This is a genomic window from Novacetimonas maltaceti, from assembly GCF_002906255.1.
Lineage (GTDB): Bacteria > Pseudomonadota > Alphaproteobacteria > Acetobacterales > Acetobacteraceae > Novacetimonas > Novacetimonas maltaceti.
The window spans coordinates 1-20,718 of the sequence record NZ_POTC01000024.1; the positions used below are offsets into that span (position 1 = coordinate 1).

A 20,718-nucleotide genomic window follows, 5' to 3' on the forward strand; every position below is an offset into this window, starting at 1 on the left:
ATCAACAAACGTCTCGGCCAGTCGATCAGTCACCCAATCCAACCGCACCTCCACCATGCCTACACAAGGTAAACACAGCAAAACGCCGCCAACATATCCCTTCCAGTCTCTATTCTATTGTCAATGAACCCCGGTCACCTAAACCGTCAACCCAACCGGGCCAAACACTCTAGAAAACCAGGCCGCTAAACTCAAGAACTTTCTGCCCCCGAAGCGGTGAACGGGGATATAGGCCCCTCACTCACCACCGTCAATCCAAAAATGAAAAAAATCCGCTTCTTTTTTCGCGCCGCCAGAAAAAATCAGCGAGAAACAGCGGAAAACCGCCATTTCCCTTGATTTTCATAAAGTTGGCGAATCAGGGGGCCGCGTTTTTCGTATCTGACAGGGCGGCAGATTCGACCTTGTCGCCCACAACGATCCCCAGCTTTTCCGTCAGGCCACCCTGCAGCTCCAGTGTCGCGCGCACCGGTCCATGGCTGCTGATATGCGCAAGGCTGAGCGGGACCGCATTCTCCACGATGGAGGAAATCCGGTTGTCATTCCCGATGAACACGATATCGAGCGGCACGAGCGTATGCTGCATCCACATGTCGCTCTGGCGCGGGAAGGACCAGACGAAGATCATGCCGCCATCGGCGGGCACGGACTTGCGATACATCTCCCCCACCTGCTGTTCGCGTGGGGTCGTGGCCTTTTCCACTGAAAAGGCATGCCGCACATTGTCATGGCCCGTGATGGTCAGCGCGACCTTGGGCAGTTCCGCCTGTGCGTGGGTGGGTTCGCCCGTTTCCTGCGCCTGCGTCACGATCGGACCACACAGCAACAGCCCACACAGACACGCGCCCGCAACCCGGACGGGCGTCATCACGGATGACTTCATCAGTTCTCTCTCCAGCAATCGGTCCCTCCCGATCAGCGCAGAAAGAGGTTGCCCTGCCGTTCCGCCCCGATCGTGGTGGTCGGTCCATGACCGGGCAGGATCGTGACATCATCGCCAAGTGGAAGCAATTGCCGCACGATGGCTTCCTTCAGCACGTCCGCATCCCCATAGGGGAAATCGGTGCGCCCGACCGATCCCTGGAACAGCGTATCGCCCACGAAGGCAAAGCGGGTCTGTGGATTGAAAAAGACGACATGGCCGGGCGTATGGCCGGGCACATGCAGCACCTGGAATTCATGGCCAAGCAGGTTCAGGCGTTCCCCATCGGTCACGAAACGATCGACATGGGCATCATGCATACCCTCCACGCCGAAACGTGCGGCCTGCTGCGTTATGCTTTCAAGCAGGAACTGGTCACGCGCATCCGGCCCGATCAGGGGAACCTTCTCCCCTCCCTGCCGCTCGCTGAGCGCATCGCGCAGGGCGTCGGCCCCGCCGGCGTGATCAAGGTGGCCATGTGTCAGGATGATCGCATCGACCGTCAGGTTCCGATCCGCGATCACCTGCAGCAGCCGGGGCACATCCCCCCCCGGATCGACGACAACCGCATGGCGCGACCGCCGGTCCCACAGGATGGAACAGTTCTGGGCAAAGGCCGTAACCGGGACGACCTCCAGCGCAAGTGACGATGGCTGCGACATCTCGGAGCTCCTCCTGTGGGTCCTGTTGATCGGATGGTCCCGTCATTGAGCCATAAACAGTCCGACGGGACCACCGTTTATCAACGGATCTTGGGCAGCGGCCATCCCGTCGCGGGAATATCGAAGTGAGACGCCAGATTGTGATCGGGGATGTTGCTCAGATCCTTCTCCAGCTTCGCGACCACGGCGGGACGTGCCTCCACATCCAGGTGGGTGATGATCTGGTGCATCACTTCGCCGGGCGCCGCGATGGCAATGCCCGGGGCTTCCTTCTTGCGCACGGCGTCGTTCAGGTACGCCGCGATCACCTTGCCATACGCACCATCATGGGGTGCCGTGGGGCCTTTCTTGTCGTCGCTCTTGAGGTGGGCGATCGTCGCAAGCCCATGCTCGCCATGCTTGAGGATACGGGCATGCAGGCTGTCGGCGACGACGTACCAGACGGGATCAACGTAACTCATGAAATATCAACTCCTTGATATGGAACGAAACGCAGAGGACATGAAAACCTCACGCCAGTGCGAGCGCACAGGCACGAACATGGAGATGAATGCGCGACATTTCCAGCAGGTGACGCACCCGCATCCGTGCTGATAGAGTAGCCCTGCCATGACACAGACCCTCACCTCCCATGATCCGCTGGACCTCGCCATCGCGTGGGCCCGCGCCGGACAGGCCACCGCCCTTGCCTGCGTCACCTCCACCTGGGGCAGTTCCCCCCGCCCCGCCGGCAGCATGATGAGCGTCAGCGCCACGGGCCGGATCGAGGGATCGGTCAGCGGCGGCTGCGTCGAGGGCGCGGTGATCGAGGAAGCGGGCGAGGTCATGCGCGATGGCCTGCCGCGCAGCCTGTCCTATGGTGTCAGCAGCGAGGACGCATGGTCCGTTGGGCTGGCCTGTGGCGGCCTTCTTGACGTGTATGTGGAGGCGGTCCGCACGCCAGAACATCCCGTCGGCACCCTGCCGCTCGACCTGCTTGAACAGATCGCAGCCCTGCGACGCGCGCGCCAGTCCGTCATCCTTGCGACACGACTGTCGGACGGACGGCACATCATCCTGACCCGCACGGCCGATGGCATTGTCGCGCCCGATGCGTCGCCCGGGGATGCAGGGCATGTGGATTCCCTGCGTGAAACGGCACGGCAGGCCTTTCATGCCGGCCGCAGCCTGCGCCACACCGACGCGCAGGAAGAGGCATGGTTTCTCCACCTGATCCCGATGCAGCCGCGCCTCATGATCGTGGGCGCGGTCCATATCGCGCAGGTGCTTGCCCCCATGGCGCAGGCATCGGGCTTTGCCGTGACGGTCATCGACCCGCGCACGCAACTGGCTACAGTGGAACGCTTCCCCGGCATCACGCTGGATACCCAATGGCCTGACGAGGCCCTTGACCACCTGCGCATCGACAACCAGACCGCCATCGTCACCCTGACGCATGACGCGAAACTTGACGACCCGACGCTGCGCCATGCCCTGCGCGGGCCGGCCTTCTACATAGGGGCGCTGGGGTCGCGCAAGACACAGGCGTCGCGGCTGGCGCGACTGAAGGAAGACGGGTTTTCCGAAGAGGAGGTCCGCCGCATCCACGGTCCCGTCGGGCTGGCGATCGGGGCGATCGGGGCGGCGGAAATCGCGCTGTCGATTCTGGCGGAAATCATCGCGGTCCGCCGCAACGCGCCGCTTGGCCATCATCCCGGCTGGGCATGACCCCGGCCACGCCCTGCACCACGGACGCCATCGTCCTTGCCGCCGGGCTGTCGCGCCGGACATCCCCCCGACACAAGCTGCTGGCGCGGGATGCGAACGGCCGCCCCATGATCGCGACAACCGTCCGGCGCATACAGGCCAGCGCCGTGCGGCGGACCATCATCGTGCTGGGCCACCGCGCACGCGAAATACATGACGCGCTCATGCCCTGGCTGGATGCGCGCCATCCCCCGCCGCTTCTGGTCCATGCGCCAGACCATACGCATGGCCTGTCCGCAAGCCTGCGCACGGGTATCGGGGCCGCACGGGCGGGCCATGCGGGCGCGGCCCTCATCTGCCTTGGCGACATGCCGCTGGTGCCCACGGGCCTGCTGGACCGCATGATCGCGGCCCATGACGGCAGCCACCCGTCCGCCGTAACCGTCCATCATGGCGGCCGGCGCGGCCACCCCGTCCTGTGGGATGAACGGATGTTTCCCGAACTGCTGCGGCTCGGGGGCGACCGTGGCGCGCGTGACCTGCTGCACCGGATGGGGCCCGACCTGCTGCGCCTGCCCGCCGGCCCGGAAATCCACGAGGATTTCGATACGCCCGAACGGCTGGAGCGGTTTTCAACCCTGTCGCCCGCCTCCTGATGGTGGCGCTGCTCTCTTGACCTGTGGGGCGGGCATGGCACACAGGACGGCCGAGCGGAAAACCGCTTTGGCCAACGCTCCTTCTTTCACCCAGGGAACAGAAACATGAGCAAGATTATCCGCAGCGATTCGAACGACATCCTGTCCAAGGTTGTCGAATATCACGGCTTCCTGTTCACGCAGGGATTCGTGGCGCGCGACCTGTCCGCCGACATCACCGGGCAGACCAAGGACGTGCTGGAACAGATCGACGCAGCCCTCGAAGCGCACGGCACCGATAACACGCGCCTGCTGCAGGCCCAGATCTGGGTGAAGGACATCACCGAGCGTGATGCCCTGAACAAGGTCTGGAGCGCGTGGCTGCCCAAGGGCGGCGCCCCGGCCCGCGCCTGCGTCGAGGCCAAGATGGCCCATCCCGACGTGCGCGTCGAAATCATGATCATCTGCACGAAATAATCCATTCCGGCAGGCCATTGCGAAGGGTGGCGGGGCGCGAATCAAGTGTCACATTTATGCCACTCTTCGTATCTACATGCTGATCTTCCGAGAGTGCGAATCAAGACATAAAGCTGTGAAAAGTGGCGCACAAAGCAGATGTTTTTAGTCCTGTTAAGGAATATATTCCTATTTTTTCGTTTATGATGGGTCATTCTGCGAAAACTTGCGTACTCGCGATCGAGATGCGCCGCACAGGCTTGTCAGGATTGCAAACAGCTTGCTACTTCACTTGGGCGGGATGCAACGACCCCTACGGCATAACCCAGAGGCGGAGACTTTAAGAGAATGCGGATCGGCAGTCTGAAGCGTGGCTTTTTCCTATCCGCCTTTACAGCCTCTTTCGGGTTGATGATATCGGGCACCGCACAGGCGCGCACCGTCCATCACGCCGCATCCCACGCAACGCACGCCTCCACCTCCCTGCATCACGGCAACGTGCGCCACGCGACCTACCGCAGCGCGCGTCACCATGAAACAGGCCACGTCATCCAGTGCGTCGCCTTTGCCAAGAGCGCATCCAACGTCATGATCCACGGCAATGCGGCCGACTGGTGGCATAATGCCGCAGGCCGCTACGCCCGCGGAAACACGCCGGAGGAAGGCAGCATCCTGAACTTCCGCGCCACGCGCCGGATGCCGCTGGGCCATGTCGCCGTTGTCCGCCAGTTGGTGGACAGCCGGACGGTCATCATTGACCAGTCGCACTGGGGACAGCGCGGCGTCAGCCGGAATGTTTCCGTCATCGACGTGTCGCCCAACAATGACTGGTCGGCCGTGCGCGTAGCGCTGAACAGCCGCAACGGCGCGTTTGGCAGCATCTACCCCACCTATGGCTTCATCTATGGCCGCCCCGAAGGCAGCGGCCGTGGCAACATGAGCCAGCAGGCCGACATGATGACCGCTTACCAGCAGGTCGACCGCCAGCCCGTCGCCAGCAGCCGCAAGGCCCATCATGCTGTGACCGAAATCGCGGAAGCCCCCGAACCCGTCTCTACGGATTCGTCTTCCCTTGCCTTCGAAGACGACGCGCCCAACCGCTCCTGGGAATGATCGCGAACACGGCAGGACCGGTTCAAAATTAGCCTGATGACGTCATGAAAGTTTTTGGGTGCCGCCTTTTTTTCAAAAAGGCGGTATTCTTCTTGAAGCTTTTTGTAAAAAGCTTCACCAAAAACTTTCAGGACTTCAGCAATTCAGTCGATGATGACTATCACGCGCCCGGACGTCCGGCCCGGTGATAGGGATGGCCGGTCGCGATTGCCCGTGCGCGATAGAGTTGCTCCGCCAGCAACCCGCGCACCAGCATGTGCGGCCACGTCATCTGCCCCAGCGACAGGGTTTCATCCGCGCGTTCAATGACGCAGCCATCAAGTCCTTCCGCCCCGCCGATCAGGAAACAGATGGGCCGCGACAGTCCCATCCAGCGTTCCAGCGCCCGTGCGAAAGACAGGCTGTCGTAGGTCCTGCCGCCCTCATCCATCGCCACGACCTGCGCGCGCGCAGGCAGCGCCGCAAGCAGGGCCTGCCCTTCGCGCCGCTTGGCTTCCCCCGCCGCACCGCGCCCTTCGGGCAGTTCCGTCAGCTTGATCCGGGGGGAAAGACGTTCGGCATAGCGGGTGAACAGGTCCTTTTCGACCCGGTCCTTCATCCGCCCGATGGCGATCATATGCAGCAAGGCTGCTTCAGCCCAGCGGGTCCACGGGTTCTTCGGGGGGCGTGTCGAGTTCCTTGCCCCACATCCGTTCCAGGCCATAGATTTCCCGTGCCTCGGCCTTGAACAGGTGGACGATGATGTCGCCCGCGTCGATCAGGACCCAGTCGGACCCGTTGGCCCCCTCGATCAGCACGCGCTTGAGCCCGACCTCGCGCAGCTTGCGCTCGATATGCGACGCCATGGCCGCAATCTGGCGGTCCGCAACGCCGGTGGCGATCACCATGCGGTCGGCAAAGGCCGCGCGCCCACGCAGGTCCAGCACGACAATATCCTCTCCCTTGTCATCGGACAGGCTGTTCGTGATGATCTCCAGATAGGTCTCGACTTTCGGGTCGGTCACGGGTTCACGCTGCTCCGATGCGGCGGGGCCGGCGACAGCGGCTTTCTTGCGCGGTGTGCCCGGCGCGGTGACTGCACTGCCCAGCGGGGTTACGGGCGTGGCTGCGGTCTTGGTGCCCGTACGGCGTTTTGCACCCGTTTCGGCTGAAGGCTTCCTGATGATGGCTCTCACTCCTGTCGGGGTGCCCGCGCATGCCCGGCAGGCATGGTCAGGCCGGGCGGTGGCCCGATGCACGTATTTCTGTTGCTGATATAGCGTTCTGCGGCGCGGGAAGAAAGACCCATGCGCATCCGCCATATCGTGTCAGTACCGGCGCTTCACGCGCGGGACGGCGCGCGGACGCCATATAACGCGCGACCAGTCCCCGCAACGCCGCCGGATTATAGCCCGGGCGCGGCAGGATCGCGACCGGGACAAGCTGCATGATCCGCCGCCATCGCCGCCAGCGCGCCATCTGCGCCAGGCCATCCGCCCCCATCAGCCAGACGAAGCGGGCACAGGGAAAACGCCGTCGCAACTGCGTAATCGTATCAACCGTGTAACGGGTTCCCATGCGGCTTTCGATATCCGTGGCGATGATCCGCCGCCCGAACGGGGCGACACGCCTGCGGGCCTGTTCCAGACGCTGGCGCTGCGGGGCCATGCCCGCCACGGGTTTCAGCGGGTTCCCCGGCGATACCAGCAGCCAGACCTGATCGAGGGCCAACTGACGCAGCGCACGGCAGGCCAGCTGGATATGCCCCTCGTGAATGGGGTTGAACGACCCGCCAAGCAGCCCGATACGCGTCCGGCGACGATCCCCGCGCACGGGAATGGTGGAGGAAATCCCGCTCATGCCACAGACATCACACGTTTCAGGGGCGGACCTGGCCGGTGCCGATCACCTCGTAACGGAACGTGGTCAACTGCTCCAGCCCGACGGGACCACGGGCATGGAAACGCCCGGTGGCAATGCCGATTTCCGCGCCAAAGCCGAACTCCCCCCCATCACAGAACTGGGTGGAGGCATTCCACATGACCACCGCACTGTCGGTTTCGTTCAGGAACCGCGTCGCGGCCGTTGCGTCTTCGGTAATGATGGCCTCGGTATGTGAACTGCCATAGCGCACGATATGGGCCAGCGCGTCATCGATCCCGTCCACCACGGCAATCGACATGACCGCGTCAAGCCATTCGGTGGCGAAATCCTGTTCCGTTGCTGGCGGCAGGTCGGGCACGATGGCGCGCGCGCGGGCGTCGGCACGGAACGTGCAGCCCTTCGTCGCCAGGTCTTCCACCAGACCGGGCAGCAGGACCGGGGCGATCGCACTGTCAATCAGCAGCGTCTCCGTCGCGCCACAGATGCCCGTGCGCCGCATCTTGGCGTTCAGGACGATGCGCCGCGCCATTTCAAGGTCGGCAGCGGCATGGACATAGGTATGGCACAGCCCTTCGGCATGGGACAGGACCGGCACGCGGGCTTCACGGCAGACACGCTCCACCAGCGACTTGCCCCCGCGCGGAATCAGCAGGTCGATCAGGCCGGATGCCGCCAGCATGTCCGCCACATGGCGGCGATCGGCATCGGGGGGGATCTGCACCGCATCCACCGGCAGGCCCGCGGCCCGCAGGCCCGCCTGCATCGCACCATGGATCACGCGCGCGCTGTTGAGGCTGTCGGAACCGCCGCGCAGGATCACCGCATTGCCCGACTTGATGCACAGGGCGGCGGCATCGGCCCCCACATTGGGACGGCTTTCGTAAATCATGCCGATCACGCCCACCGGCGTTGCGACACGGCGTATCTTCAGCCCGTTGGGGCGGCTCCATTCCGACAGGACGCGGCCGACCGGATCGGGCAGTTCCGCGACATTCTCCAGCCCCTTTGCCATCGCCTCGATCCGGGCGTCATCAAGGGTGAGGCGGTCACGGAAGGAGGCCGCGCCGGAAAACGCCGCCACGTCGCGCGCATTGGCCGCCAGCAGTTCGGCCCGCGCCGCACGCAGCGCCGTCGCCGCATGACGCAGGGCCGCGTTACGCTGTGCCGTCGGGCTGTGTCCCAGCATGCGGCCCGCGACACGGGCACGCCGCGCCATGTCGGCCACGACCGTGGGCGCGGTTTCGGGAACGGGGGCATGATCCATGGATGTGGACGTGGTGGAAGTCGTCATGCCCGTGGGTTTCCCTGTCATTTACTGCGGGATGCGGATCACCGGACCCCCACCCCGTCCTGCCTCAGACGTTGAAGCGGAACAGCAGGACGTCGCCATCCTGCACCACATAGTCACGTCCTTCGATTCGCAGCTTGCCAGCCTCTTTCGCGCCAGCTTCGCCATTGCACTGGATATAGTCGTCATACGCAACGGTTTCGCAGGCGATGAAGCCACGTTCGAAGTCATTGTGAATGACGGCGGCGGCCTGTGGCGCGCGCATCCCGGCGGTGATCGTCCACGCCCGCGTCTCCTTCGGGCCAACCGTGAAGTAGGTCCGCAGCCCCAGCAGGCGGTACCCGGCCGCGATCACGCGATCCAGTCCGCTGTCGCTCAGGCCCAGCCCCTCAAGGAATTCGGCACGGTCCTCGGCCCCCAACTGGCTGACTTCCGCCTCGATCGCGGCGGAGACGACCACCACCGCCGCCCCTTCGGCCTCGGCACGGGCGCGGACGCTGTCGGAAAAAGCATTGCCGGTCGCGGCCGAGCCTTCGTCCACGTTGCAGACATACAGCACCGGCTTGGACGTCATCAGGTTCAGGCGGCGCACCGCTTCTTCCTGCCCTTCGGGGATGGCGCTGCGGGCGGGCCTGCCCTCACGCAGGGCGGCGATCAGCGGTTCCATCAGTTCGACCTGGGCCGCGGCCTCGCGGTCATTGCCGCGCGCCTTCTTCTGCAGCGCGACGATCCGCTTTTCCAGCGACTCGAGGTCGGCCAGCATCAGTTCCGTCTCGATGATCTCCGCATCGCGCAGCGGGTCGACCCCACCCTCGACATGGGTGATGTCGTCATCCTCGAAACAGCGCAGGACATGGATGATGGCGTCGACCTCGCGGATGTTGGCCAGGAACTGGTTGCCCAGCCCCTCGCCACGCGACGCGCCACGCACCAGGCCCGCGATATCGACGAATTCAAGGCTGGTCGGCAGGATCTTCTGCGACTTGCCGATACGCGCCAGTTCCGCCAATCGCGGGTCGGGCACGGCGACACGCCCGACATTCGGCTCGATGGTGCAGAAGGGATAATTCGCCGCCTGCGCCGAGGCCGTTTCGGTCAAGGCGTTGAACAGCGTGGACTTGCCGACATTCGGCAGCCCCACGATCCCGCAGTTGAAGCCCATATCCCCTATTCCCCCGTATGGCTGGCCATTCTGGTCATGAACAGTTCCGGCTGCCCGTCCGCCAGCAGTGCCGCCGTATCCGACAGCGCATCGAGCATGGGGTCGAGCCACAGCCGGTCATCGCGCGAAAAATCGCCCAGCACATGCCCTGTCACCCGCTCACGGGTTCCGGGATGGCCAATGCCGATCCGCACACGCCAGTAATCCTGTGTGCCAAGCATGCGGTCCATGGACCGCAGCCCGTTATGTCCCGCCGCCCCGCCACCGCGCTTGACGCGGATACGGCCGGGGGCAAGGTCAAGTTCATCGTGAAATGCCGTGATGGCATCGGCCGACAGCTTGTAGAAAGCCGCCGCCTGCTGAACGCTCTCGCCCGAGAGGTTCATGTAGGTCTGCGGCTTGAGCAGCATGACCTTGTGGCGGCCAACCTGCCCTTCGCTGACCTCGCCGCGAAAGCGCTTGCGCCACGGGGAAAACCCGTGGCGCTCGGCAATCCGGTCAACGGCCATGAACCCGACATTGTGGCGATTCCGGCTCATCCCCGGTTCGGGGTTCCCCAATCCGGTCCAGAGGAGCATGGCGTCTCTCCAGTCGTGTCAGGTTCGCGTGATCAGCCGGCGGCTTCCGGGGTCTCGGCTTCCTCGGCCGCTTCCTCGGCATCGACGGTCGGCGCGGCGATCGTGGCGATGACGAAGTTCGGGATGTGCTGGACGGGAACGACATGTTCCGTGCCCTTGAGGTCTTCCCAACGCACGTTGTCATGGATGTCGAGCTTCGACAGGTCCGCGCTGAAGCCTTCGGGCATGTTGGCGGGGTCGGCCACGACGTCCACGGTGTGACGCACGATGTTCAGCACGCCGCCACGCTTGATGCCGGGGGAGGTCTCTTCACCGGTGAAGGTGATGGCCACTTCCACATGCACCTTCTGCCCTTCGGCAAGGCGCTGGTAGTCGACATGCAGCGGGGCATCGGACACCGGGTGCAGCTGGATCTCGCGCAGCAGCGCGTGTTCCGTCTTGCTGCCGTCGATGGAGATGTCATAGATGCGCGAACGCCAGCCCGGCTTGTGCAGTTCGCGCGCCACGATGCGCGGGTCAAGCGCGATCAGCGCGGCTTCCTGCTTGCCACCATAGATGACGCCGGGAACCAGCCCGGCACGTCTCGTCGCCCGCGCTGCCCCCTTACCAGCCTTCGCGCGCGAAGAAACATCGATTTTCGTGAATTTGGTCACTTGTCTGCTCCTGAAACACAAGGCGCGCCGGCCTCCAGGGGTGCCAGCGCGTGCGCGGCCTTTAACGGAAAAAGCCGCCAGATGCAACGCGCCAGCCCGTATTTTCGCGCCGTCAGGCCGGGCATTGCGGTGCAGGATGCCTTTCAGGCCAGCCACTTGAAATAAAGATACATGTTTCTGGGGGCCGGATCTTTTCAAAAAGGCGGCGTTCTTCGAAGCTTTTTGGAAAAAGCTTCACCAAAAACTTTTCTGCGATCTACCAGCCTTCAGGAAAACGCCGTCAGTTCCCACGGCTTCCCCTCGCCTGCGGGCTGTGCCCACATCGGCGTGGCGTTGGGCAGGCGCACGTTGGGCTTCAGCCCCATTGCGGCCCTCAGGGCGCGGAACATGCCGCCATGGCACACGACAAGCGGCACGCCGGGGGCCTCCGTCGCGCGATTGATCGCCGAAACCGCACGTTCGCGCAGTTCGGCGAAGCTTTCGCCATCGGTGGGGGTATACTGACCAGCGATCCAGCTATCGTACCACGTCCCCATCGGCTTGCCTTCCTCCGAACCGAAGCAGACTTCCTTCAGTCCGTCATCGATCTGCACCTCGAAACGGGGGGCGCCATGCTGCGCCAGCACCTCCGCCACGATTTCGGCCGTGCGCCGGGCGCGGCCCAGCGGGGAGGAGACGATGCGCGCAATCGGGTGCGCGCCCAGATGCCGCGACAGGACCAGTCCGGCCTGGCGTGCCTGCTCCACCCCCCGCGCATTGAGCGGGATGTCGGTCCGGCCCTGCGAACGCCCTTCGGCATTCCAGTCCGTCTCCCCATGTCGCAGATACCAGTAGGGCCGTGCGAGCAGGTCCGTCATCAGCAGGTTCCTTCTTGAGTGGCTCTGTGGGCGATAGCCTCCACATGGCGGGGGGTCAATTCAATCCCCCGACACACTATGAAATAAATCTGTCCCGCCCAATGATCCCGATCAAGCGTGGCGTCAGTCGAACAGGGACGACACCGAACTTTCATCCGATACCGCGCGCATCGCGCGCGACAGCAGGTTGGCGGTGCTGATCTGGCGGATATTGTGCGACTGGCGCACGTCCTCCGTCTTGGCGATGCTGTCGGTCAGGGTCAGCATCTGCAGCGGCGACTGCCCGATGCGGCTGACCGCGCCCCCGGTCAGCACGCCATGGGTCACATACGCCTCCACCGCTGCCGCGCCATGGCGCATCAGGGCTTCGGCCGCATTGCACAGCGAGCCGCCACTATCGACGATGTCGTCCACAAGGACGCAGTACCGGCCGCGAACGTCACCAATCACGTTCATCACCTCCGACACGCCCGCGCGTTCGCGCCGCTTGTCGATGATGGCAAGGTCCACGTTCAGTCGCTGCGCCAGTTGACGCGCGCGCACCACGCCCCCCACGTCGGGGGAGACGATCATCAGGTTGTGCGGGCCACCGGGGATGTTGAGTTCCGGCGCCTCGTAAGGCAGAGGCGCCTCAAGCCCCATGCGGCCCTTGATGTCGCGGGTGAACAGGGGCGCGGCATACAGGTTGTCCACGGGAATGTCGAAAAAGCCCTGGATCTGCATGGCGTGCAGGTCCATCGTCAGGATGCGGTTGGCCCCGGCTTCGACCAGGATGTTGGCGACAAGCTTCGCGCTGATGGGGGTGCGGGGGCCGGATTTGCGATCCTGCCGGGCATAGCCGAAATAGGGCATGACCGCCGTGATGCGCCGCGCGGAGCCACGACGCAGCGCGTCGAGCATGATCAGCAGTTCCATCAGGTTGTCATTGGTGGGCGAGCATGTGCTCTGGATGACAAACACATCCTCGCCACGCACATTTTCATGGATCTCGACAAAGATTTCCATGTCGGCGAAGCGACGGACGGTCACGTCGCACAAGGGCATCCCCAGTTCGACCGCAACTTTTTCAGCAAGGGGCAGATTACTGTTACAGGCGACGATTTTCATCTTGCGACGTTCCCGGACGACGTGAGGCGAAGCGGCCGTGGCAGGCCACTTCCGTTTTCATGGATCGGCCGGGTTCTAGCAATCGCACCAGTCCCTGTCACCACCGCACCCCCTTCAAGAGGGGCCAGAACACGTCAACACGGACCTGCGTCACAAACACGCGTGCCCATCGTGGCGCGATGGCCACACTCCGTCCGCCATTACCTCCGCGGCGGAAGCGTGACCCCCGGCAGGTGCCGCGCGGGCGTTCCCTGCGCCGCGACGGTCTGTGGCGTGGTGGTCTGTGGCGTGGTGGTCTGTGGCGTGGCGGTCGGGGTCGTAACAGGGGTTGCCGTTACGGCGGGCGGCGTCGCGGCAGGCGGCACCACCGCAGGCGTGGGCGCGGCCGGGATGGACGCCACAGGCGCCGTCACCGCAGGGGCCGCAACCACTGGGGCCGTAACCACTGGCGGGGCGGCAACCGGCGCGGGCGCCACGGGCACGATGGGGGCAGGCGGCGGCGTGGGCACCACCACGGGCGGAACCGCGACAGGGGCGGACGGTGGCGTCACGGATTGCGTCACCACCGGGGTCACGGGTGGTCTGGATGCGGGCACGACCGGGGCGGGGGTCGCGACTTCTGCCGGGGTGGCCACCGGCGACTCCGGCACGCTCCGCGCATGGCGCGTGACGGGATGGGCCGGCGTGGCGGGATGGTCCGCCGCCGCGGCACCGGCCGGAGTGGTGCCGGACGGGGGAACGGCGGGGGACGCGCCGGCGGACAGCGGCACGTTGTCCCGCCCGGAATAGCGCGTGATGATCTGCCGCACGCCACCGGCCGCTTCCTCGCCTGCCGCTTCGGCGGCGTCGCCCCATTTCCCGTCGAGCGTATGCGCGGCGATATCATGGATCTGGGTTGCGGCCCCGGCTTCCTTGCCATGGGGATCGGTCACGCGCCATGTCAGCGTCAGGCGCTGGCGGGCCGGGCCGGTGGCGGGCAACTGGGTGACGGCCACGGTGCACAGGACGGTGAAGTCGGCCCCGCCCTGCGTATGCTGGATCTGGTCATGCGCATCGCGCAGGGAGGCGGAAAAGGCCCGCGCAAGGGCTGCATCCCCATCCCCCGGCGCGCCCCGCACCCCCTGAAAGAACACATGGGCGGGCCGGTTCTTCAGGCTGTTGGGGTCCTTCTGCATCTGGGCAGCCTGGATCCCCGTCAGCAGTTCCGCAATTTCCGGCGCGGCCTGCGCGGCGGAGGCCTGCATCACCGCATCCGAACCCCCGGACCATGACGCGGCGGGTACGGGCGCGCCACTGGTCTGGCCCCGGACCTCGCCCTTGGGGGTGATGACGGCATAGGTCGGGACGACCACGCTGCCCTGCAGGGTCGCGGTCATGCGCAGCCACCAGTCACCGGCCTTGGCGGGTTGCCCCACGGCGGGTACCGACTGGTCCAGCATGGCGGCGACCATGTCCTTCTGCCATGTCTGCGCGGCCATGTTGACCAGCAGCGCCTGCGTGGGCAGCGGCACGGCCAGGCGGGCCGGCGGCGCATTCGAAAGCTGCGACTGCCCCGTGCCACGGAATGGGTGCGGCACGTCAAGGCACCCGGCAAGAAGGCACAGGCCCGACATCGTCAGGGCCATCACGCCATGCCTGAAAAACTTTACCCTCATTACGGCATCATACATGGGGTCGGGTGATTACTGAAATCTGGTGCCCGATCTTCCCCCCGCCCGCCAGCGTGCGGCGGCGGTGGCTGAAGAACCGCGCTTCGTCCGTCAGGGTATCGACACCCAGTGCCCGCGCCTGCCCCACGCCCGCGCCACGCAGGCGCTCCACGCAGAAACCGGGCAGGTCGAACTGGTAATGCCCCTGCCGCCGCGCAGGGGCGAAGAACGCCCCCGCCGCGCCATCAAGCGCCAGCACGGCATCGCGCATGTCATCGCCGACCTCGTAACTGTCACGCGCGATGCAGGGGCCGACAATGGCGCGGATGTCCCCCGCCCGGCATCCCAGCGCGCACATCGCGGCCACCGTCGCCTCCAGCACGCCTGCCGCCGCCCCACGCCACCCGGCATGCGCGGCCCCGACCACATGCCCGCGCGCATCGGCAAACAGTACCGGCGCGCAATCGGCGGTAATGACCCCCAGCGCAAGGCCCGGCCGGGCACAGACCATCGCATCGGCCCGCGCGCCCTGCCCTTCTTCCCACGGGGTGTCCACACTGATGACATCGCTGCCATGGACCTGCGTCACGCCAAGGAGGTTTTCAGGCACGACCCCGACCGCGCGCGCGACCCGCGCACGGTTTTCACGCAGGGCCGCAGGGTCGTCACCACTGCGCACGGAGCAGTTGAGCGACGCATATGGCCCCGTCGAGACACCGCCAAGGCGGGTGAAGAACCCGTGCGGCACATGCCCCAGCAGGCCCGCGCGCAGGACCGGCCCCTCCAGTTGATCCCGTTCCACCTGCCCTGTCCCATCCATGCGCGTCATCCACCCTTTTCCATGCCTGAAGCCACCGGGGCCACGGGGGAGCATCCCTCGAACCCCGGCAATGCCGTGATGCCGGGCGACGCCATGGCCATGACGCGGAACAGCCCCCCCATGCGGTCCGGCGCCGCAAGGCGCTGCGCGGCCTCGCTGACCTGTCGCGCGACCTCCGGCGTCTGGTTGCGCGCAAGCTGCGCCGCACGCGCAAACAGCCCCAGCGCGGACAGGAACGCCCCCTGCGTCACGCTGCCCCACGTGGCGCACCCGCCCGCACGCGCGGCCACGCCCAGCGCCGCGAAATCGACATGCGCCGTCAGGTCCGCCATGCCGGGACGGGCCAGCGGCCATGCCGGGCGCCCATCGCACAGCGCCTGCAGCGTATCGCCCCATTGCGGCCCGTCATATCCGTAATCGATGAACAGGGCCGCACCTTGCCCCTGCGCCAGACGCCGCCCCAACTGGCGCGCGATCGCCAGGGCGCCTTCGCAGATTTCCAGCACCTCGCCTTCGGGCACGTCGCGTGTCGCAGGCGGCCCATCGGCGGGCAGGTCGGTGGCGGGCGCGGTCACGAACACCTCCCCCGCGACACTGCGTTCATCCCATCCCCGCGCCGTGCGCACGAACTGCCGGATCGGCAGCGCGTCGAGGAACTCATTGGCCAGCAGGATCATCGGACCCGGCGGCAGGTCGGCCACCGCGTCGCACCAGACCGGGGCGACAGGATCGGCATGGGGGGCCAGCGCCTGCGCCTGCACGTCGCGCAGGCGGGGGGACGTTTCGACCATATGCACCCGCGCCGCCGCGTAACAGGCCGGGGCCACGCGCGCCAGCAGGCGCAGCGCATCGGCCATCAGCGTCCCGCGCCCCGGCCCGGCCTCCGCCAGCACGAAGGGCGTGGGCGCGCCCATGCCCTGCCACGTCACCGCAACCCATGCGCCCAGCAGTTCGCCAAACATCTGCGAGATTTCGGGCGCAGTGATGAAATCGGCAAACGGGTCGCGCGTGCCGTAATAGGCCGCGTTGGCGCGCGCCATGAACCGGTCCAGCCTGACGGGCGTGGCGGGATCGCCCATCACGCGGCGTCCCCCTCCTCCAGTTCCGGGGGGACGGGCGGCATCAGTTCCGTGCGTGCGGGGCGCAGGCAGGCATTGAGCATCAGGCCCAGCCCGCCGATCGCCATGGGCACGCACAGGACCTGCCCCATGGTGACGCCAAACGGCAGGAAGCCGATGAAGGAATCCGGTTCGCGGAACAGTTCGCACACCGTGCGCGCGATGGCGTAGCCGAACAGGAACAGGCCGGCGAGGAAGCCGGGATGTTCGCGCACCTTTCGGCTGCGTGACACCAGCCACATCACGCTGAACAGGACCAGCCCCTCGGCAAAAGCCTCATACAGTTCGGAAGGATGGCGCGGGATCGGGCCGGCGTCGGGAAAGACCATCGCCCACGGCAGGGAGGCCGGGGCCTCGCGCCCCCACAGTTCGCCATTGATGAAGTTGGCGATCCGCCCCAGCCCGAGCCCGATGGGCACCACCGTGGTGATCCGGTCCGAAAAGCCGAGGAAGCTGAGGTTGTTGCGCCATGTAAAGACGATCAGCGCGATGATCACGCCGGCCGCCCCGCCATGGAACGACATGCCGCCGTGCCAGACCTCCAGGATCGCCTGCGGATGTGTCAGGTAGTATCCCGGCTGGTAGAACAGGATGTAGCCCAGCCGCCCGCCAAGCACCACGCCCAGCGTCGCCCATGTCAGGAAGTCATCGACCTGCAGCGCCGTGGCCGCGCGCGGCGGCAGCGCGACAAGGCGACGCGCCACCCGCCACCCGACCACCAGCGCCACGATATAGGCCATCGCATACCAGCGCAGGCCGAACGGCCCGAAATGCACCATGACCGGGTCAAATTGCGGAAACATCAGGACAGGCAGCATGCAGCGACTTTCGCGATCAGGAATTGACAGGCGCGGGAGGTGACTGCGCCTCAGGCTTTGAAATAATCCGCCGATCAGAAATTCCAAAAGTTTCGGGAGGCCGTCTTTTTTCCGAAAGGCGGCATCCCCTGAAGCTTTTTGGAAAAAGCTTCACCAAAAACTTTTATACTCTTCGGGATGTCATTGGGGACGACTTTTCAGGCAGTCTCTTAAAGATAGGGATCAGCGGCGGCAAGATAGTCGCGGACATAGTGTTTCACCCCCTGCGCCAGCGGGGTGAAGGGCTGCGTGTATCCCGCCGTGCGCAGCCGCGTCATGTCGGCACGGGTACGGGACTGGTACTGCCCACGCAGGGCGACCGGCATGTCGATGAATTCGACCCGTCGCGCAACGCCTGCCGCATCGCACACCGCATCGACAAGGTCGAGGCAGGTCCGCGCCACCCCGGTCCCGCAGTTGAACAGCCCGTGGACATGCTGGTGGTCGAGCAGCCACAGCATGACCGACACCACATCCCCCACCCATATGAAGTCACGCATCTGGTGCCCGTCGGCCACGTCCGGCCGGTCGGAACGGAACAGCCGCGCCGGCCCCCCTGCGCGGAGTTCGGAATAGGTGGCATAGACCAGCGAGGCCATGGCCCCCTTGTGATATTCATTGGGGCCATAGACGCTGAACAGCTTCAGCCCCGCCCATGACAGTCCCTGCAGGTCACCCTGCGCCAGCCTGCGCTGCAGCAGGCAGTCGAAGGCGTGCTTGGACCACCCGTACAGGCTGGCCGGGCGCAGCGTCGCCAGACGCGCCGGGTCGTCGGAACACATCCCGTCCCCCGCCACCATGCCATAGGTCGCGGCGGAGGAGGCATAGATGAAGCGCACCTCCTCACGCGCGCACCATTCCAGCAGGCGCAGCGACAGGTCCACGTTGGTGCGCCACACCTGATCGCCATCGGCGGCGGTGGTGTCGTTGATCGCGCCAAGGTGGAAGACCGCCGTCACGTCGGGGCGACTGTCGAGGAAGGCGTCAAGCTCCCCCGGCGCGATCAGGAAATCCGGCACGTGCCTGCACAGATTGTGCCATTTCCCGCCATTTCCCAGCGAATCGACAATGGCGGTCTGTTCCCCGCGCGCCTGCAGCGCCTGGTGCAGGCATGACCCGATGCACCCTGCCCCGCCCGTGATGATGATCATTGAACCACTAAATCCCATATGTCCGCGAACGCCATGACACCATGCCACAAACCGCCACAAAGACAGCCCCCCACCCGGGTCACGGCGCATTGCGCACGCATGCGGACGCACGGATGGCTCTGCGGCGGGTATGGGGCTATAGTCGCGCCCCGCACGTCGCGACCCGGCGTGCCCCACCCATCCGGCCCATGCCCAAGGAGTTACGCGCGATGTCCGCCAGACCACGCATTTTTGATGATCTTGCCGGTGTTGCCGGCGGTGCCTTTTCCGCCCTGTCCGGCGTGCGCGAGGAAATCGGCGCCATGGTCCGCGCCCGCGTTGACGAGGCGCTGGCCAACCTGAACCTTGTCCGCCGCGACGAATTCGAGGTCGTGCGCGAAATGGCCACCCGTGCGCGAATCGCGCAGGAAGCCACGGAAAAGCAGATTGCCGCCCTTGAGTCCCGCGTCGCCGACCTCGAGGCCAGCATGACCACGCCCGCCGCCACGTCCTATCGCGGCTGAGGCCACCTGATCGCCTGCGGCGGCACGCGCCATCACGGGTGGTGCGGATGACGCCTGCCGGCCAGAACACGGGACACGCCCCATCCGCCGCCCGCGTCGCCACAGGCTTGCCACCACGGCCATACCGGCAATAGGGTTGGGTTGCGTCCCCGCGCTTCCATTGTGGCGGGGGACGGGTTGCAGACGCTCGGGATCCGGCCGGAATGCCGGATTCCCTCCACGACGGCTTCGGGGAGTCCCACAATGCCTGCCTTGAATTTCACGACAACGCCCAAGGACTCCAACCCGCTCGATCTGATGGAACAGATCGTCGGCGGGTATGAATGGGCATTCGACCGGCGCAATGATTCGGAAATGGCGGCCGAGGCACCGGGCAAATGGTGCGATTACGGCCTGTTCTTCTCCTGGTCGCGCGAAGTCAGCGCCATGCATTTCACCTGCACCTTCGACCTGAAGGTGCCGCATGCGCAGCGGCGCAACCTGTTCGAACTGGTCGCGCTGGCGAACGAGCGCCTGTGGATCGGGCATTTCGGCATGGACCTCGACAATGGCATGCCCCTGTTCCGCCATGCCGTACTGCTGCGTGGCGCGCCGGGGGCGTCGGTCGAAAGCCTCGAGGACATGATCGACATCGCCCTGACGGAGTGTGAGCGTTTCTATCCCGCGTTCCAGTTCGTGCTGTGGGGGGGCAAATCACCGGCCGAGGCGCTTGAGGCGGCGATGCTCGACTGCGCGGGAATGGCGTGATGGCGGACGCGCATTCCCCTTCGCTCCCGCCGATCCTGCTGGTGGGATGCGGGAAGATGGGCGGCGCGATGCTGGAGGGATGGCTGGCGGAGGGGCTTGCCCCCTCCGTCATCGTCGACCGCCATCGCGACACGCTGCCCGCGCCGCACCGGCTTGTCCGCGACGTGGCGGACCTGCCGGCGGATTTCCGTCCCGGCCTGATCGTGCTGGCGATGAAACCGCAGAAGGTGGCGGCGGCGATTGCCGCCATCGCACCGTTCGCGGCACATGCGCCCGTGCTGTCGGTGCTGGCGGGCAGGACCGTGGGCGGACTGACGGACGCGCTGCGTGCCCACATGCCCGCCGGGGCGCATCCCGTGGTCATCCGCTCCATGCCCAACACCCCGGCGGCGGTGGGCGAAGGGATGACCGTCTCCTACGCCCCGCCGCACGCCACCGCGGCGCAGCGCGCCCTGTGCGACCGGGTCCTGTCCGCGATCGGCAGGACCGCATGGGTGGAGCATGAACCCGAGATCGACGTCGTGACCGCCATATCGGGCAGTGGCCCGGCCTACGTCTTCCTGCTTGCGGAACTTCTGGAACAGGCCGGCGTAGAAGGGGGACTGCCCCCTGCCCTTGCCCGCCAGATCGCGCGCCAGACGGTTTCGGGCGCAGGCGTGCTGATGCAGCGCAGCGGGATCGATGCGGAGCAGTTGCGCCGCAATGTCACCAGTCCGGGCGGCACCACGCAGCAGGCGCTGTCGGTGCTGATGGCGCCGGACGCATGGCCCGCGACCCTGCGCGCGGCGGTACGTGCGGCAAGCCGGCGGGCGCGTGAACTTGCATCCTGAGATACGCGCAATATAACGGCGGCAACCCGGCGGAACCTTTCGCCATTTCAAGTTGGCGCCC

The 20,718-nt window shown here is 65.7% G+C and carries 24 protein-coding genes; 7 read left to right on the forward strand and 17 right to left on the reverse strand.

Going from position 1 to position 20,718, the window contains the following annotated elements; genetic code table 11:
- Nucleotides 1-358: 358 nt before the first annotated feature.
- From KMAL_RS09565 to KMAL_RS09575, 3 genes are all read right to left on the reverse strand, one after another.
- On the reverse strand, nucleotides 359-868 hold the full coding sequence (locus KMAL_RS09565; protein ID WP_110095487.1) for a DUF192 domain-containing protein: 510 nt from the start codon (nucleotides 866-868) through the stop codon (nucleotides 359-361).
- Nucleotides 869-915: 47 nt separating this feature from the next.
- On the reverse strand, nucleotides 916-1,584 hold the full coding sequence (locus KMAL_RS09570) for an MBL fold metallo-hydrolase (protein WP_110095488.1): 669 nt from the start codon (nucleotides 1,582-1,584) through the stop codon (nucleotides 916-918).
- A gap of 80 nt (nucleotides 1,585-1,664) precedes the next feature.
- Nucleotides 1,665-2,045 carry a baeRF12 domain-containing protein gene (locus KMAL_RS09575; protein ID WP_110095489.1) on the reverse strand — a complete coding sequence of 127 codons (381 nt, stop codon included), beginning with the start codon at nucleotides 2,043-2,045 and terminating at the stop codon, nucleotides 1,665-1,667.
- Between the two features lie 148 nt (nucleotides 2,046-2,193).
- On the opposite strand from KMAL_RS09575, the gene KMAL_RS09580 reads away from it, so the two are divergent.
- The 4 genes from KMAL_RS09580 to KMAL_RS09595 all read left to right on the forward strand — a co-directional run bounded on the left by KMAL_RS09580 (nucleotide 2,194) and on the right by KMAL_RS09595 (nucleotide 5,474).
- Entirely contained in the window at nucleotides 2,194-3,291 is a 1,098-nt protein-coding gene (locus KMAL_RS09580) for an XdhC family protein (RefSeq protein WP_110095490.1), read from the forward strand.
- Entirely contained in the window at nucleotides 3,288-3,926 is a 639-nt protein-coding gene (locus KMAL_RS09585) for a nucleotidyltransferase family protein (protein ID WP_110095491.1), read from the forward strand. The genes KMAL_RS09580 and KMAL_RS09585 overlap by 4 nt, the downstream gene beginning before the upstream one ends.
- Before the next feature lie 105 nt (nucleotides 3,927-4,031).
- Entirely contained in the window at nucleotides 4,032-4,382 is a 351-nt protein-coding gene (locus KMAL_RS09590; RefSeq protein WP_110095492.1) for a RidA family protein, read from the forward strand.
- Between the two features lie 327 nt (nucleotides 4,383-4,709).
- Nucleotides 4,710-5,474: a CHAP domain-containing protein gene (locus KMAL_RS09595; protein ID WP_110095493.1), complete on the forward strand. Its 765-nt coding sequence runs from the start codon at nucleotides 4,710-4,712 to the stop codon at nucleotides 5,472-5,474.
- Nucleotides 5,475-5,634: 160 nt separating this feature from the next.
- Here KMAL_RS09595 and KMAL_RS09600 read toward each other — a convergent pair whose 3' ends face one another.
- The 14 genes from KMAL_RS09600 to rfaD form a co-directional block, all read right to left on the reverse strand.
- Entirely contained in the window at nucleotides 5,635-6,090 is a 456-nt protein-coding gene (locus tag KMAL_RS09600) for a 23S rRNA (pseudouridine(1915)-N(3))-methyltransferase RlmH (protein ID WP_180999790.1), read from the reverse strand.
- Between the two features lie 16 nt (nucleotides 6,091-6,106).
- Nucleotides 6,107-6,562: a ribosome silencing factor gene (gene rsfS / locus KMAL_RS09605; RefSeq protein ID WP_110095531.1), complete on the reverse strand. Its 456-nt coding sequence runs from the start codon at nucleotides 6,560-6,562 to the stop codon at nucleotides 6,107-6,109.
- 124 nt (nucleotides 6,563-6,686) lie between these two features.
- Entirely contained in the window at nucleotides 6,687-7,313 is a 627-nt protein-coding gene (locus KMAL_RS09610) for a nicotinate-nucleotide adenylyltransferase (protein WP_110095495.1), read from the reverse strand.
- A gap of 19 nt (nucleotides 7,314-7,332) precedes the next feature.
- Entirely contained in the window at nucleotides 7,333-8,601 is a 1,269-nt protein-coding gene (locus tag KMAL_RS09615; protein ID WP_110095496.1) for a glutamate-5-semialdehyde dehydrogenase, read from the reverse strand.
- Between the two features lie 91 nt (nucleotides 8,602-8,692).
- The gene (gene ychF / locus KMAL_RS09620; protein WP_110095497.1) at nucleotides 8,693-9,787 is read right to left on the reverse strand and encodes a redox-regulated ATPase YchF; all 1,095 of its coding nucleotides are present in this window, start codon (nucleotides 9,785-9,787) and stop codon (nucleotides 8,693-8,695) included.
- 5 nt (nucleotides 9,788-9,792) lie between these two features.
- Nucleotides 9,793-10,365: an aminoacyl-tRNA hydrolase gene (gene pth, locus KMAL_RS09625; protein ID WP_110095498.1), complete on the reverse strand. Its 573-nt coding sequence runs from the start codon at nucleotides 10,363-10,365 to the stop codon at nucleotides 9,793-9,795.
- A gap of 32 nt (nucleotides 10,366-10,397) precedes the next feature.
- Nucleotides 10,398-11,018, reverse strand: coding sequence for a 50S ribosomal protein L25/general stress protein Ctc (locus KMAL_RS09630; protein WP_110095499.1), 621 nt, complete (start codon nucleotides 11,016-11,018; stop codon nucleotides 10,398-10,400).
- 266 nt (nucleotides 11,019-11,284) lie between these two features.
- Nucleotides 11,285-11,875, reverse strand: a complete 591-nt coding sequence (locus KMAL_RS09635) for a histidine phosphatase family protein (protein WP_110095500.1) — start codon at nucleotides 11,873-11,875, stop codon at nucleotides 11,285-11,287.
- Between the two features lie 123 nt (nucleotides 11,876-11,998).
- Nucleotides 11,999-12,982, reverse strand: coding sequence for a ribose-phosphate pyrophosphokinase (locus tag KMAL_RS09640; protein ID WP_110095501.1), 984 nt, complete (start codon nucleotides 12,980-12,982; stop codon nucleotides 11,999-12,001).
- 200 nt (nucleotides 12,983-13,182) lie between these two features.
- Nucleotides 13,183-14,637, reverse strand: a complete 1,455-nt coding sequence (locus KMAL_RS09645; protein WP_110095502.1) for a hypothetical protein — start codon at nucleotides 14,635-14,637, stop codon at nucleotides 13,183-13,185.
- 7 nt (nucleotides 14,638-14,644) lie between these two features.
- Nucleotides 14,645-15,460 (reverse strand): peptidoglycan editing factor PgeF, encoded by an 816-nt coding sequence (gene pgeF / locus KMAL_RS09650; protein ID WP_110095503.1) that lies wholly within the window; start codon nucleotides 15,458-15,460, stop codon nucleotides 14,645-14,647.
- Entirely contained in the window at nucleotides 15,457-16,530 is a 1,074-nt protein-coding gene (locus KMAL_RS09655; protein ID WP_110095504.1) for a class I SAM-dependent methyltransferase, read from the reverse strand. Before KMAL_RS09655 ends, pgeF begins: the two co-directional genes overlap by 4 nt.
- Entirely contained in the window at nucleotides 16,530-17,387 is an 858-nt protein-coding gene (lgt, locus tag KMAL_RS09660) for a prolipoprotein diacylglyceryl transferase (protein ID WP_110095505.1), read from the reverse strand. The genes KMAL_RS09655 and lgt overlap by 1 nt, the downstream gene beginning before the upstream one ends.
- A 209-nt stretch (nucleotides 17,388-17,596) precedes the next feature.
- On the reverse strand, nucleotides 17,597-18,577 hold the full coding sequence (rfaD, locus tag KMAL_RS09665) for an ADP-glyceromanno-heptose 6-epimerase (protein WP_110095506.1): 981 nt from the start codon (nucleotides 18,575-18,577) through the stop codon (nucleotides 17,597-17,599).
- Between the two features lie 209 nt (nucleotides 18,578-18,786).
- Between rfaD and KMAL_RS09670 the strand changes: the two genes are divergently transcribed.
- From KMAL_RS09670 to proC, 3 genes are all read left to right on the forward strand, one after another.
- Complete coding sequence (locus tag KMAL_RS09670; protein WP_110095507.1) at nucleotides 18,787-19,080, forward strand: accessory factor UbiK family protein; 294 nt, start codon at nucleotides 18,787-18,789, stop codon at nucleotides 19,078-19,080.
- A 243-nt stretch (nucleotides 19,081-19,323) separates the two neighbouring features.
- Entirely contained in the window at nucleotides 19,324-19,827 is a 504-nt protein-coding gene (locus KMAL_RS09675) for a type III secretion system chaperone family protein (protein WP_110095508.1), read from the forward strand.
- Nucleotides 19,827-20,657, forward strand: a complete 831-nt coding sequence (gene proC, locus KMAL_RS09680; protein ID WP_110095509.1) for a pyrroline-5-carboxylate reductase — start codon at nucleotides 19,827-19,829, stop codon at nucleotides 20,655-20,657. Before KMAL_RS09675 ends, proC begins: the two co-directional genes overlap by 1 nt.
- The last annotated feature ends 61 nt before the right edge of the window (nucleotides 20,658-20,718 follow it).

Bases quoted from the DNA above. Each gene is read 5' to 3' on its own strand.
- KMAL_RS09565 (WP_110095487.1), bottom strand. From the start codon at position 868: ATGACGCCCGTCCGGGTTGCGGGCGCGTGTCTGTGTGGGCTGTTGCTG.
- KMAL_RS09570 (WP_110095488.1), bottom strand. From the start codon at position 1,584: ATGTCGCAGCCATCGTCACTTGCGCTGGAGGTCGTCCCGGTTACGGCC.
- KMAL_RS09575 (WP_110095489.1), bottom strand. From the start codon at position 2,045: ATGAGTTACGTTGATCCCGTCTGGTACGTCGTCGCCGACAGCCTGCAT.
- KMAL_RS09580 (WP_110095490.1), top strand. From the start codon at position 2,194: ATGACACAGACCCTCACCTCCCATGATCCGCTGGACCTCGCCATCGCG.
- KMAL_RS09585 (WP_110095491.1), top strand. From the start codon at position 3,288: ATGACCCCGGCCACGCCCTGCACCACGGACGCCATCGTCCTTGCCGCC.
- KMAL_RS09590 (WP_110095492.1), top strand. From the start codon at position 4,032: ATGAGCAAGATTATCCGCAGCGATTCGAACGACATCCTGTCCAAGGTT.
- KMAL_RS09595 (WP_110095493.1), top strand. From the start codon at position 4,710: ATGCGGATCGGCAGTCTGAAGCGTGGCTTTTTCCTATCCGCCTTTACA.
- KMAL_RS09600 (WP_180999790.1), bottom strand. From the start codon at position 6,090: ATGATCGCCATCGGGCGGATGAAGGACCGGGTCGAAAAGGACCTGTTC.
- KMAL_RS09610 (WP_110095495.1), bottom strand. From the start codon at position 7,313: ATGAGCGGGATTTCCTCCACCATTCCCGTGCGCGGGGATCGTCGCCGG.
- KMAL_RS09615 (WP_110095496.1), bottom strand. From the start codon at position 8,601: ATGGATCATGCCCCCGTTCCCGAAACCGCGCCCACGGTCGTGGCCGAC.
- ychF (WP_110095497.1), bottom strand. From the start codon at position 9,787: ATGGGCTTCAACTGCGGGATCGTGGGGCTGCCGAATGTCGGCAAGTCC.
- pth (WP_110095498.1), bottom strand. From the start codon at position 10,365: ATGCTCCTCTGGACCGGATTGGGGAACCCCGAACCGGGGATGAGCCGG.
- KMAL_RS09635 (WP_110095500.1), bottom strand. From the start codon at position 11,875: ATGACGGACCTGCTCGCACGGCCCTACTGGTATCTGCGACATGGGGAG.
- KMAL_RS09640 (WP_110095501.1), bottom strand. From the start codon at position 12,982: ATGAAAATCGTCGCCTGTAACAGTAATCTGCCCCTTGCTGAAAAAGTT.
- KMAL_RS09645 (WP_110095502.1), bottom strand. From the start codon at position 14,637: ATGAGGGTAAAGTTTTTCAGGCATGGCGTGATGGCCCTGACGATGTCG.
- pgeF (WP_110095503.1), bottom strand. From the start codon at position 15,460: ATGACGCGCATGGATGGGACAGGGCAGGTGGAACGGGATCAACTGGAG.
- KMAL_RS09655 (WP_110095504.1), bottom strand. From the start codon at position 16,530: ATGGGCGATCCCGCCACGCCCGTCAGGCTGGACCGGTTCATGGCGCGC.
- lgt (WP_110095505.1), bottom strand. From the start codon at position 17,387: ATGCTGCCTGTCCTGATGTTTCCGCAATTTGACCCGGTCATGGTGCAT.
- rfaD (WP_110095506.1), bottom strand. From the start codon at position 18,577: ATGATCATCATCACGGGCGGGGCAGGGTGCATCGGGTCATGCCTGCAC.
- KMAL_RS09670 (WP_110095507.1), top strand. From the start codon at position 18,787: ATGTCCGCCAGACCACGCATTTTTGATGATCTTGCCGGTGTTGCCGGC.
- KMAL_RS09675 (WP_110095508.1), top strand. From the start codon at position 19,324: ATGCCTGCCTTGAATTTCACGACAACGCCCAAGGACTCCAACCCGCTC.
- proC (WP_110095509.1), top strand. From the start codon at position 19,827: ATGGCGGACGCGCATTCCCCTTCGCTCCCGCCGATCCTGCTGGTGGGA.